The organism is Saccharopolyspora spinosa NRRL 18395, from assembly GCF_000194155.1.
Classification (GTDB): domain Bacteria; phylum Actinomycetota; class Actinomycetes; order Mycobacteriales; family Pseudonocardiaceae; genus Saccharopolyspora; species Saccharopolyspora spinosa.
The window spans coordinates 501,945-514,687 of record NZ_GL877881.1; the positions used below are offsets into that span (position 1 = coordinate 501,945).

Consider the following 12,743-nt stretch of genomic DNA (forward strand, 5'->3'; position numbering starts at 1 on the left):
CAGACCACCGAGGAGCTGATCTCGCGTGCTGATCCTGTCGTTCAAGGAAGGCCACGACGGCGCGGTCGCCGCCATCGAGGACGGACAGTTGCTGTTCTCCCTGGAGGCCGAGAAGGACTCCTACCCACGCTACGACCGGCTCACCGCCGAATTGCTGCTGCGGGCCGCCGATCGGCTGCCCCGCCAACCCGATGTCGTCGCGGTCGGTGGCTGGGTGAAGGGCTGGCACTCCGTCGAGCCGCCGTCGCGCACCGGCTACTTCGGTACCGGGCCCGGTTCGGTCACCGACGAGCTCGGGCGGTTCTTCGGCCACGAGACGCGGATCTTCTCCTCGACCCACGAGCGCTCGCACATCATGACCGCTTACGGACTCGGGCCGGTGCCGACCGGGGAGCCCGCCTATTGCCTGGTGTGGGAGGGCAACATCGGCTCGTTCTACCGGATCGACGAACGCGGCGAGGTCACCCACCTCAAGCACGTGCTCACCGACCCCGGCAACAAGTACGCGTACTTGTTCGCGGTGGCCGACCCGAAGTTCCCGGACTTACCGGGGCATTTCCGGTTCCAGGACGCCGGCAAGCAGATGGCGTTGACCGGTTTCGCCGAGCAGGGTGCCGTGCTGCCGGAGGAGAAGGAGCTCATCGAGTTCCTTCTCGCCCAGGACGGCATCGTGCTCGGACTGCCCAAGGCCGATGTGGCGTGGTCGCCGTACCACAACGTCGGGATCCAGTCGCAGGAGTACAAGAACATCGCGGCGAAGCTCTCCGATGCGATCTTCGACCGGTTCTACGACTACGCGGCCCAGTACCTCACGGAGGGCCTGCCTCTGCTGATCTCCGGTGGCTGCGGGCTGAACTGCGAGTGGAACCGGCGCTGGGCCGAGTGCGGGCTGTTCCCGCAGGTGTTCGTACCGCCGTGCCCGAATGACAGCGGCTCCGCGCTCGGCACCGCTATCGACGCGCAGTTGCACCACACCGGGTCCGCGCAGGTCAGCTGGGACGTCTACGCCGGCGAGGAGTTCGTCGAGGACGCGACCTTCGACCCCGCGGTGTACGACGTACGACCCCTGGACCATGCCGCCGTCGCCAGGTTCTTGGAACAGGGCAACGTGATCGCCTGGGTGCAAGGACGCTACGAGATGGGGCCGCGTGCGCTGGGCAACCGCTCCCTCCTCGCCGCGCCGTTCAGCCGAGAGATGCACGAGCGGCTGAACACGATCAAGCAGCGCGAGGGCTACCGACCGATCGCCCCGATCTGCCTGGAAAGCGACGCTCACAAGTGGTTCAGCGGGGCAATCCCGGACCCGCACATGCTCTACTTCAGTGACGTCCGCACCGACGCGCTGCAGGCGGTCACGCACGTCGACGGCACCGCACGCACCCAGACCGTCACACCGGAGCAGAATCCGCAGGCGGCGCGGCTGCTCACCGCGTTCCGGGAGATCACCGGGTACAGCGTGCTGTGCAACACCTCCCTGAACTACTCGGGTCGTGGCTTCATCAACCGCACCAGGGATTTGATCGACTACGGCGAAAAGCACGGCCTGGACGGATACGTCGTCAACGGCACCTTCGCCACCCGGCGGCACTCGTGAGCGCACCGCCGACCACCACGACCTGCATCGCGCTCGCCAGGGCGCAGGCGGCGCGAGAGCCAGACGCACCGGCGGTGATCTGCGAGCGGGACGGGCGCACGCACCGGCTCAGCCACGGCGAACTGCACGGCCGGGCGAACCGGCTGGCCGCGGCGCTGCTGAGCACCGGCCTTCCTCGCGGAGCGCCGGTCGCGGTGCTCACCGCGCGGACCGAGTGGGCGATCTCCGCACTGCTCGGCGTCATGTCGGCCGGATTCGCGCACCTGCCGCTGACCACGGAATACCCGGTGGAGCGGATCCGGCTGCTGTTGAGCGAAAGCGGCTGCCGGGTGGTCGTCGCCGACGAAGCGGGACGGCAGGCGCTGGCGGGGCTCTGCGAGTTCCTGGAGCTCACCGTGCTCGCTCCCGACCAGTCCGACGCGCCCATGCCCGACGTGGTGCCGGAGCCCGGAGACATTGCGGCGCTGCTGTTCACCTCGGGTTCGACCGGCACCCCGAAGGGCGTGCTGGTCGAGCACGGCGGTCTGGCCAACTTGGTCGAGGGGTTGCAGGAGATGCTCTACGCCCCGCTGGGCGGGCGGACCGTTGAGGCGCTGTCCGCCCCGCTGGTGTTCGACGCGGCGCTCCAGCAGACGCTGTCCTGCCTGTCCAACGGCGGCACGCTGCTACTGATCGGGGACGCCGACCGGCGCGATCCGCGGCTCTTCCTGAATCTGATCGCACGGCACCGGGTCGGGCTGATCAACGTCGTCACGCCGTTCCTCGGTGCATTGGTCGACGCCGGGCTGGGCGAGGACGGCGGGCTCGCGCTGCGGCACGTGGTCACCGGCGGGCAGGCGGTACCGACCGCGGTGGTGCGTCGGCTGCTCGACCGGCCGGCTGGGCGGGATCTGGTGATCTGGAACATGTACGGCCCCACCGAGGCCACAGTGGACGCGACCTGCCTGCGGGTGGATCGGGAGACCCCGCTGCCGGGTAGCACCCTCGCTCTGGGCACCGCGCTGCCCGGTGTGACCGTCGACGTCCGCGACGAGCGGCTGGAACCGGTCGCACCCGGTGAGATCGGGGAGATATGCATCGGCGGCGCCGGCCTCGCCCGCGGCTACCTGCGCCCGACCCGGCCGGGCGCGGCTGGGTTCACCACCTTGGGCAGGGCGCGGATCTACCGCACCGGTGACCTCGGGCGGCTTGACGCGGACGGCGGGTTGCAGTTTCTCGGACGGCTGGACGACCAGTACAAGGTGCGCGGCTACCGCATAGAACCCGGCGAGATCGGGAACGTGCTGATGTCCTGCGCAGGCGTGACCGAGGCCGCGGTGGTGGCCGTGCCGGACGGGGCGGGCGACACCGACCTGGTCGCGTTCCACATCGCTGAGGACTCGGTATCTGATGAGGACGTGCGGGCGTACGCACGCGCCCAACTGCCGCCGTGGATGGTGCCGAGCCGGTTCCTGCGCAGGGCGGCGCTGCCGCACACACCGAACGGGAAGATCGACCGCGCGACCCTCGCGGACGAGGCCGCAGCGCTGCTGCCCACTGTGCACGACCCCGTCGCGGCGCTGCCCGCACCGGCCGAGATCGACGCCACCGAGATCGCCAGACTCTTCGACGCCGTGCTGGGCACCAGCGGGCTGTCCCCGGATGCGGACTTCTTCGCCTCCGGCGGGCACAGTCTCAAAGCGATGCGGCTGGTCAACGCGATCTCAGCGCGCTGGCGGCGCATCGTCGCGCTGGGCACCGTCTACAGCCACCCCAACCCCCGGGAACTTGCCCGCGCGATCAATGAGCAGGACCGTGTCGACGCCGCGCCGTCCGGACTCCCCCGGGCGGAGGTGGCCGAGGACTATCCGCTCTCCTATGCGCAGCAACGACTTTGGACACTGCACCAGCTCGGAGGCGCTCTGGCCTACAACGTGCCGATCGTGATGGAACAGGGCGAGGTGGACCGGGCCGCGCTGGAGGAAGCTCTGTCCACTGTGGTCGAGCGACACGAGAGTCTGCGGACCTCGTTTACCGTCCGCAGTGGCGAAGTCCGGCAGCGCGTGCACGCCGAGGGCGCCATCCCGCTGCGTACCGTCGACCTCTCCACCGCCGTTGACCCTCGGCAAGCCGCCGAGCAGGTGGTGCGGGACGACTGCGAGACCCCGTTCGACCTTGCCGACGCCCCGCTCGGCCGGGCGGTGCTGATCCGGTTGCCGGACCGGCGGAGCTGGCTGGTGCTCACCCTGCACCACATCATCTGCGACGGCTGGTCCATCGTCGTGCTGTCCCGGGAGCTCAACGAGGCCTACCGCGCGAGCCTCCACGGCACCCGGCCCGAGCTGCCGAAACTCCCCGCCCGCTACCGGGATTTCGCGGTCTGGGACCGCGGCCGGGACCTCGCCTCCCGCGCGCCCGCCTGGCGCGAACGGCTGGCTGGAGTGCCCGACCACCTGCCGCTCCCGGTGGACTTCTCCGGCTGGGATGAGCAGGACGTGTTCCGCGGCGGCACCCGCAGCCACACCTTCGATGAGGAGCTGTCCGCGCGGCTGCGGGTGCTGGCCACCGACGCCGAATGCACGCCCGCCGCGGTGTTCCTCGGGTTGTTCGGCTGGCTGCTGCACCGGCTGACCGCGCTGGAGGACATCTGCATCGGGATGGGCACCGCCGCCCGCATCCACCCGGACATCGAGCGGCTGGTCGGTTTCTTCGTCAACGTCCTGCCGGTCCGGCTGTTCCCCGGACCGGACATGGACTTCCCGGAGCTGGTCGCGCACACCTCGGCGGCCCTGACCGCGGCGCTGGAGCAGCAGGACTGCCCGGTCGACGTGCTCGTGCAGGACCTGAACCCGAAGCGCACCGCAGGCACCCAGCCGCTGACCAACGTGATGTTCGCCTACCAGAACTTCGCCGACGTCTTCGCCGCCTCACCGGAGGGGCCTGGGAGCACCGACGGCGTCGCTGACGAGCTGTTCCTCGACCAGTCCAGGTTGGTCGAAATCCCCTTGGACACCGCCAAGTTCGACCTGACGCTCTACGTGCACGACACGGGCGGCGCGCTCCGGGTCGAGTTCGAGTACGACGGTCGGCTGTTCCGTCCCGGCACCGTCGACCGCTACCTGGCCGCGTTGGAGCGGCTGGCCCGAGCCGTCACATCGGAGGTCCGCGCGTGAAACTGTCCGACATCCAGCTGTGGGAAGCCGACGACGAGGCCGCCGACGCCGCGCGTATCGCAAACGCCACCGCACGCCCATTTCCCGCCGACCGCACCGTCGGCGAGCTGTTCGCCGAGCAGGTAGCCGCGACCCCGGACGAGGTGGCCGTGGTCGACGGCCCCGCCCGGCACACCTATGTCGAGGTCGCCGCGGACGCCGACCTGCTCGCGCGCTTCCTCGTTGACCAGGGCGTGCAACCTGGCGTGCACGTCGGGGTGCTGCTCCGCCGCTCCTACCGGCTGGTCGTGGCGATGCTCGCGGTGCTCAAAGCGGGCGGTGCCTACGTGCCGCTGAACCCCGAACTACCCAGTGCGCGGCTGCACTCACTGATGCGGGACACCGGCCCCCTGGTGCTGATCTCGGAACGGGAGCTGGTCGCCGCCTACAACGACCTGTTCTGGAACAGCGCACCCACCCGTGCCTGCATCTGCGTGGACTCCACCGACGTACTCACCGAGTTGGAGCCGGCGGGCACCCGGATGAGCCTGGAGCTGTGGAACTACGTCGCCGACCACGCTGACGACCCGATCTCGGCGAACGGCTGGCGCAGCCCGTACACCGGGGCACGCATCAGCGACCAGACGCTGAACACCTATGTGCGGGCTACCGCGGGAAAGATCGCGGACTACCTGGGCCCAGCCAAGGCAATGCTGGAAATCGGGTGCGGTACCGGCACCACACTGCGCGGACTCGCGCCGCGAGTGGGGCGCTACGTCGGCATCGACCCGGCCGCCGGGGTACTGCGCTGGGCCGAGCGGGCGCGCGAGGAGGAGGGACTGGACAACGTCTCACTGCACGAACTCGGTGCGCTGAACCTCGACGAGCTGCCGCCCGGCTCGGACGGCCCGTTCGACATCGTGGTGTTCAACAGCGTGGTGCAGAGTTTCGGCGGGGTGAATTACCTGCGCACCGTGCTGCGCGAGGCCATCGGTCGGGTCGGCGAGCGCGGCGCGGTCTACCTCGGGCACGTGTGGGACGCCGCACGCCGTGAAGAGTTCCTCGCTTCGTTGGCCGCCCGGCACAGGCCCGAGCACGGCGGGCGGCCGATGTCCGCAGCGGACGCGTTGTTCATCCCATCGGCGTTCTTCGATGACCTGCCGAACCACTTTCCGGAGTTGTCGGCCGTCGAGGTCACGCCGATGGCATTCCACGACGAAGAGCTGACCACCTACGCCTACGACGTGTTGCTGCACGTCGACCGCACGGCCACGGCCCGCCGCCGACCCGCGCCAGCGAAGATCCAGTACGACACCCAGGCGCTGAACACCCTGGCCGCGGTCCGCCCGCCGGTGAACCGGCACTCACCCGACGCCACCGCCTACGTCATCCAGACCTCCGGCTCCACCGGCGCTCCCAAAAGCGTCGCGGTGGGAATGCGGTCGCTGGTCAACCTGCTGTGGTGGTATCGGGACTTCTGCGAGCTGGACGTGGGCGGCCGAGTTGCGCAGATCATCACCTGCGGCTTCGACGCGTCGATCAAGAACTACCTGGCCCCGCTGGTCTCCGGCGCGGCCGTGGTGCTCGCACCCGACGCGGCCTACGACCCGCGAGTGCTGCTAGAGCTGGTGGATCGCGACGAGGTCACAGTGCTCAACCCGGGTGTGCCCTCGGCGGTGTATCCGCTGCTGGACCTCGCCGCCGCGGACGGCTTCCGGGCGTTGCGCTCGTTGCGGCACCTGGCGCTCGGCGGTGAGACGCCGGACCTGGCGCGGCTGCTCCCGTGGCTGGATTCCGGCGCGTGCAAGGCGAAGGTCCACAACATCTACGGGCCGACCGAGGCCACCGACATCGCGTGCACCGCGGAGATCGCCCCAGCCACCGCCGCCGAGGGCGGACCGGTGCGGATCGGTTTCCCGATCCCGAACGTCTCCGCGCACGTGCTCGACCGGCACCTCATCGAGCAGCCGGCCGGTATCGTCGGCGAACTGTACCTGGCAGGCACCGGGCTGGCCGCCGGTTATCTGTCAGACCCCGAGCTCACTGCGGAGAAGTTCACGACGGACTCTCCCGCACTGCCCGGTCAGCGGCTATACCGCACCGGCGACCGCGCTCGGCGGCTGCCGGACGGTTCCCTGGTGCTGGTAGGACGGATGGACACGCAGGTCAAGCTGCTCGGCCACCGCACCGAACTCGGCGAGGTGGAGCAGAAGCTGAGCGAACTGCCTGGTGTGCGGGAGGCTGCCGCAGTGGTCCGCCCAGTGCCCGGTTCCGACGAACTGCGGCTGTGCGGCTACGTCCTGCCCGAGCCGGGCGCCGAGCCGGACACCCTCGGTCTGCGCGCGGCGCTGACCCGGTTCCTGCCGGCCGCGGCGGTGCCAGCGGACGTCGTGGTGGTGGAGAGCTGGCCGCGCAACGCGAACGGCAAGATCGACCGGAACGCGCTGCCATCCCCCGAACAGGCCCGCCGGGCCGCCGCGCGGCCGCCGCGCACCGAGACCGAGCGGGTCCTCTTGCCGCTGTGGCACGAGGTGCTGGCCGACGACACGGTCTCGCTGGAAGAGAACTTCTTCGTCGCTGGCGGGCACAGCCTCGGCGCGGCGTTGCTGGCCATCCGTATCCGCGAGGAGCTGCACCGCGATGTGTCGATTGTGGACGTATATCGGGCGCAGACCGCGGCTGCGCTGGCAAAGCTCATCGACCAGCGCCCGGCGGCCGACAGCCCGCTGAAACTCCTCGCCGACGGCGAAGGCAACGCGGTGTACTGCTTCCCACCGATCGCCGGGCATTCCTGGGCGATGGCAGGGTTCGCACAGCATCTCGGGTTTCGCTGCTACGGCTTCGACTTCCCCTTCGACGCCGGCACCGACGCGGCCGGAACAGCGGCAGAGCTGATCACCGCGACCCGGGTACGCGGCCCGCGGTTCCTGGTCGGCTACTCCGCCGGTGGTGTGTTCGCGGCCGCCACCGCGCTGGCGCTGCGGAACCGCGGCGAGCGGGTCGACGGGCTGGTGCTGCTTGACTCCAAACCCCCGCAGCAGCGCGAACCGGCCTCCGGCACGACGGCCGCGAAGATGGTGCAGGAGGTCCTGTCCGACCCGAACCTCGCCGCGCACGTCCGGCAGACAGGCCGCGAGCGCGTCGCCGCCGTCGTCGAACGCTACGCCCGCTGGTACGCGGGCGTCCCCGTGCCACCAGAACTGGACACCGATGTGCTGCTGTTGGTCGCCGACGGCGATGACACCTCCTGGGCCGCCGACTGGCAGCGGCTGACCACCGGCGAAGTCCGGGTGCAGACCGGCACTGGCGGCCACGCCGACCTGCTGTCGGGCACCAACGCGGTCGCCAACGCGGACCCCGTCCGCACCTGGCTCGCGCAGCGCAGCAGCACCACCGACGAAGTTCGCATGATCGGCCCCGGCATCCCCGAGCTCCACGCCGAGTACTAGCCGACACCCTGCCCCCACATCAGTCCCGCCCCGACCGGTTCGGGGCGCTACGAAACGTGCGCTCATGACGAAGATGATCAAGGTCGCGCTGGTTCAGCAGGGCGTCTGGCACATGGCGAAGGAATCGATGCCGCTGGCCGCAGGCTACCTCGCGACGATGACCCGCGAGCAGCTCGGCGAACACTGCGATGTGCGGATCTTCAACGCGTCTGGCTCGATGACCCCGCTGGAGATGGCGGTGGACATCCTGCGGGACGGGGTGCCCGACGTGATCGGGTTCTCCGTGCTCGGTTGGAACGTGCGCCAGTTCGCGTCGGTGGCTGAGACTGTCAAGCAGGCCAACCCAGAGGCCGTCGTGGTCTTCGGCGGAAACCACGTGGCCAACCAGTCCGAACGGGTGCTTCGCCGGGACGTCGCCGTGGACGTCGTGGTCAACGGCGAAGGCGAAATCACCTTCGTCGAGCTGCTGCGGGCGGTGCTGGAGGGCACCTCGTATGCGAATGTCCGCGGCATCTCCTACCGCGGTGAGGACGGCTCGATCGTCACCACCGAGGAACAGCCACGGCTCGACGACCTAGACGTGATCCCCTCTCCGATCCTCACCGGCGCGCTGCCGCTGGTCGACGAGCGCGGCGAGTTCCGCTACGACGTCGCGCTGATGGAGACCAACCGCGGTTGCCCCTACCACTGCTCGTTCTGCTTCTGGGGCGGCGCGGTGGGCCAGAAAGTTCGCGCGTTCTCCCGCGAACGGCTGCGGGCCGAACTGGAGGTGCTGGCCAAGGCGAAGGCGCACACGGTCGTGCTCTGCGACGCCAACTTCGGGATGCTGCGCCAGGACATGGAGTTCATCGAGGACTTCATCGAGGTCCGCGACCGGTACGGCTACCCTCGGGCGCTCGAGACCTCCTGGGCGAAGAACAAGTCCAAGGTGTTCCGCGACATCGTTCGCCGGATGCGCGAGGTGGGCCTGGGCAGCTCGTTCACACTCGCCCTGCAGACGCTGAACGACTCCGTGCTGGACCTGATGAACCGCCGCAACATGAAGATCAACCAGTGGAGAGAACTGGCGGAGTGGTTGGCCGCCGAAGGGCTGGACTGCTACGCCGAGCTGATCTGGGGCGTGCCCGGCGAGACCCCGGAGTCCTTCCTCGAGGGCTACGACGAGCTCGCCAAGCACGTCTCCCGCATCGCCGCCTACCCGCTACTGCTGTTGCCTAACACGGACTTCTCCGATCGGCGGGAACTGCACGGCTTCATCACGGTGCGCGGGCAGCGGGACGACTTCGAATACGTGCTCTCGGCCCGCGGGATCTCGTTGGAGGAGAACATCCGGATGCAGCGCTTCCTGTTCTGGGCACGGCTGCTGGCTGAGAACCTGGTGCTGCGCGAGGTCTGGCCGGTGTTCCGCGCCGTGCTCGGCTGGACCCAGTCCACCTGCATACTCTCACTGGCCGGCTTCGTCGAGGCACAGCAGGGCCACCTGGGAGCCGCACTGCTGCGCCAGGCGGCGGAGAGCTCCACCGCCGACCCGGATTCGCTAGCCCCCGCGCTGGAGTACTGTTTCGCCACCAAGGAGTTCGCCGAGCTCGTCGAGCAGTGGTGGATCAGCACCGTCGAACCTGCGGCCCCCGTGCAGTGGCGTTGGGCACTGCAGGAGGTGGTCCGCTACGACCTGGACACCCGCCCGCTGCCGGAGCCGGTGCGTCGCGGCCTGCACGACGCGGAGCTGATCAGCGTCGATGGCGAAGACCATTGGTCGGTTGAACGCACTTACCGCCTGGACGTCCCCGCGCTCGCGCGTTCCGCCCGGGAGCACGGCGAGGTACCCGAGCCGATCCCCGACGACCACCACGTCCGCCTGCTGTACAAGCACGGCTTCGCCGAACTCGTCCGCTCCACCAACCACGAGGAAACCGCGCACTTCGTCGCCCGCCCAGACCCCGTACCCGCCCCCGCCGCACACCTGCTGCCCCACAGCAGCCAGCCGGAGCGCCCAGCCGCCCGGCCGGGAAACCACGTGTCCTAATTGGACGACAGCGGTTACTGAGTCAGCGGGACAGTTGCTGGAGAAAACCCGTCTGTCCACTCCATTCATCGACGATACAACCGTAGAAACCAACAATGACGCCCCGGTGCCACGGGGGCGTCATACATTCAGCAGTCGAAACGACCCTGCTGCACCGCACAAACGAACGTCGACACGTCCACGCTCAAAGTCGGCCCGTACGGGTCTTTGGAATCGCGGATAGCGTCCAGTGCCGTAGTTAATTCGACACAGTTTCCATTCGCACTGGAGTAGCTTGATTTAATCCATTGTGGAATTAACATTTCAACTCCATTCATCCAAGATACAACCGCAGAAACCAACAATGACGCCAAGGCACCACACACCGGGGCGTCATACATTCAGCGGTCGAAACGACCCTGCTGCACCGCACAAACGAAAGTGCCCACGTCGACAGCCAGCGTCGGCCCACCAAGGTCCTTAGAATCGCGGATAGCGTCCAGTGCCGTTGTTAATTCAACACAGTCTCCATTCGCACTGGAGTAGCTTGATTTAATCCATTGTGGAATTAACATTTCAACTCCATTCATCCAAGATACAACCGCAGAAACCAACAATGACGCCAAGGCACCACACACCGGGGCGTCATACATTCAGCGGTCGAAACGACCCTGCTGCACCGCACAAACGAAAGTGCCCACGTCGACAGTCAACGTCGGCCCGTTCGGGTCTTTCGAATCGCGGATTGCGTCTAACGTGGTGGCCAGTTCGACACAATCACCGTTAGGCCCGGAATAACTAGACTTGATCCAGTGAATTTCTTTCTCCATTTTCACTCCATTCATCCACAATAAGTCGCGCGATGAACTCGTTTGAATCACGCGCACTCAGGGCAAAGCTTGCCAACCTTTTTATTGCGTTTCGATACGCTTTTACGTCGTCCTCATTTTGATCGAACGCACCCGAACTGTAGTGCTCAAAATGCACGACGGAAGGTGAATCGGCAAAGTCATATAGGACAAAAGGACCCATCAGGCCGGGATGCCATCCGACCCGCTGCGGAACTATCCTTATTGCAACGTTTGGCCGTTCCGCGATGGTGAGCAAGTCGCGTAGTTGATCCACCATGACCGTAGGGTCACCAATCGGTTCGCGCAATGCAGTTTCGGCAACCAGGGCCTTAAACGTCACAGGGTCACGCTTAGTGAGAATTTCGCGCCTGGAAAGTTTGACCATCACGCGTGATTCAACTTCGTGTGTTTCCAGTCCGCTAGCTACCGCGATTGACCGTGCATAGTCTGTAGTTTGCAGCAATCCAGGTACGACGCAAGGATTCCACGCGGTAATCAATGACGCTGCGCGTTCGCACTCCCATGCCCCGGCTAGTTGATGCGGTATCCCTGGAATGCCGACAGTCAGCCAATTCGGTTCGCTTACGTTACGAGCTAGGGCGAGAATCCTTTCGCGGTCAGTCGCCGATAGGCGAAGCGCGCCGATAATCGTCGCTGTAGTTTCTACATTTGGAACACGCTTGCCGGTTTCCAGGTTCGACAGATACGAGTAGTTCAGTGATACGCGTTTCGCTAGGTCACGCAAGCTCAATCCTAGATCTTCGCGTGCTTTACGCAAAGCTGCTGATAGTGCACGTGCGCGCGGCGATCCTATCGCTGTAGGCATGCGATGCATCCTTCGTGTCATTACGGCGTATCACCCGTTTAGGGTATTGCCGTTGTCATTCTGGAGACTCCCAACCTGTTACCTGATCATCCGGTCTGTTCATGCACAGCGTACTTGTCAGGTCAACACTCGTGGGAGGCATCATGGCGGATCTCAGCGCAGTTTCTGGTCCACCTGGCCCAGCTGTTCCGCCCGACCAGACGCCCGAGGGTATCGGCGTGCGGTGGTTCCGCTACAAACATGGCGTTGAAGAGGCATTGCGGGAAGAGTCACCCGCCGAAGTGGCTATCGGACGGCATAGGCGTACCGCATAACCCCAGACGCGGCCCGGTGCCGGTCGTCACTGGATATCCAAGTGTCGTGCCCCCCGGCCCGGCATCGGTCCGTCGCGGCCGGTTGGCGGCAGATCCTCCAGCCGCCAACCGGCCGGCCCCACGTGATTCCCTCATTTTCATACTAGTACGAACGGTATTAATGTAGTGCGAACGTCACCGCAAAGATTCAGCACAGACAAGTTGATAAATCTCACCAAGGAAGAGAGGGACGTCATATATTGTATCGCCTGCGAACTTACCGACAATGAAATTGCGATGCGGTTGCACATCGCGAAAGATACCGTAAAGTCCCGAACGCGTAACATCTACCGCAAATTTAATCTACGCAACCGTGTCGGTGCTGTGATTCTGGGATACGAGCTAGGAATCCTCAAGCCGTCAAATTCCGAGCAATTCAGAAATGTCGAATATTCGCCGATTGACCATACATCCCGCATATGTCTGCCGGTCTGTCAACAAGACATGAAAGAAATCGAAGCTTTGGCGGATCTTCTTGCCAGGCGCATGAAAAAATATCTCCACACTGAGGCCATGAGCCGACAATGGGAACAA

At 66.3% G+C, this 12,743-nt stretch carries 9 protein-coding genes; 5 read left to right on the forward strand and 4 right to left on the reverse strand.

All coding sequences use genetic code 11. From position 1 onward, the window contains the following. Positions 1-25: 25 nt before the first annotated feature. The 4 genes from SSPN_RS0135605 to SSPN_RS0135620 all read left to right on the forward strand — a co-directional run bounded on the left by SSPN_RS0135605 (position 26) and on the right by SSPN_RS0135620 (position 10,200). Positions 26-1,594: a carbamoyltransferase C-terminal domain-containing protein gene (locus SSPN_RS0135605; protein ID WP_010314442.1), complete on the forward strand. Its 1,569-nt coding sequence runs from the start codon at positions 26-28 to the stop codon at positions 1,592-1,594. After that, positions 1,591-4,746: a non-ribosomal peptide synthetase gene (locus SSPN_RS0135610; RefSeq protein ID WP_010314444.1), complete on the forward strand. Its 3,156-nt coding sequence runs from the start codon at positions 1,591-1,593 to the stop codon at positions 4,744-4,746. The genes SSPN_RS0135605 and SSPN_RS0135610 overlap by 4 nt, the downstream gene beginning before the upstream one ends. After that, a complete protein-coding gene (locus tag SSPN_RS0135615) occupies positions 4,743-8,174 on the forward strand; it encodes an AMP-binding protein (protein WP_010314445.1) in 3,432 nt (1,143 codons plus the stop codon). The genes SSPN_RS0135610 and SSPN_RS0135615 overlap by 4 nt, the downstream gene beginning before the upstream one ends. 64 nt (positions 8,175-8,238) lie before the next feature. Then, entirely contained in the window at positions 8,239-10,200 is a 1,962-nt protein-coding gene (locus SSPN_RS0135620; RefSeq protein WP_010314446.1) for a KedN5 family methylcobalamin-dependent radical SAM C-methyltransferase, read from the forward strand. A 128-nt stretch (positions 10,201-10,328) separates the two neighbouring features. On the opposite strand, the gene SSPN_RS52875 is transcribed toward SSPN_RS0135620, so the two are convergent. From SSPN_RS52875 to SSPN_RS52890, 4 genes are all read right to left on the reverse strand, one after another. Then, complete coding sequence (locus SSPN_RS52875) at positions 10,329-10,502, reverse strand: DUF397 domain-containing protein (protein ID WP_010314449.1); 174 nt, start codon at positions 10,500-10,502, stop codon at positions 10,329-10,331. A gap of 78 nt (positions 10,503-10,580) precedes the next feature. Continuing rightward, entirely contained in the window at positions 10,581-10,754 is a 174-nt protein-coding gene (locus tag SSPN_RS52880; RefSeq protein ID WP_010314450.1) for a DUF397 domain-containing protein, read from the reverse strand. A gap of 78 nt (positions 10,755-10,832) precedes the next feature. After that, a complete protein-coding gene (locus SSPN_RS52885; protein ID WP_420188558.1) occupies positions 10,833-11,024 on the reverse strand; it encodes a DUF397 domain-containing protein in 192 nt (63 codons plus the stop codon). Continuing rightward, on the reverse strand, positions 10,978-11,856 hold the full coding sequence (locus SSPN_RS52890) for a helix-turn-helix domain-containing protein (RefSeq protein ID WP_029536059.1): 879 nt from the start codon (positions 11,854-11,856) through the stop codon (positions 10,978-10,980). Before SSPN_RS52890 ends, SSPN_RS52885 begins: the two co-directional genes overlap by 47 nt. 479 nt (positions 11,857-12,335) lie before the next feature. On the opposite strand from SSPN_RS52890, the gene SSPN_RS52895 reads away from it, so the two are divergent. Beyond that, positions 12,336-12,743: response regulator transcription factor (locus SSPN_RS52895; protein ID WP_237710918.1), on the forward strand; the 408-nt coding region annotated here is incomplete at its 3' end.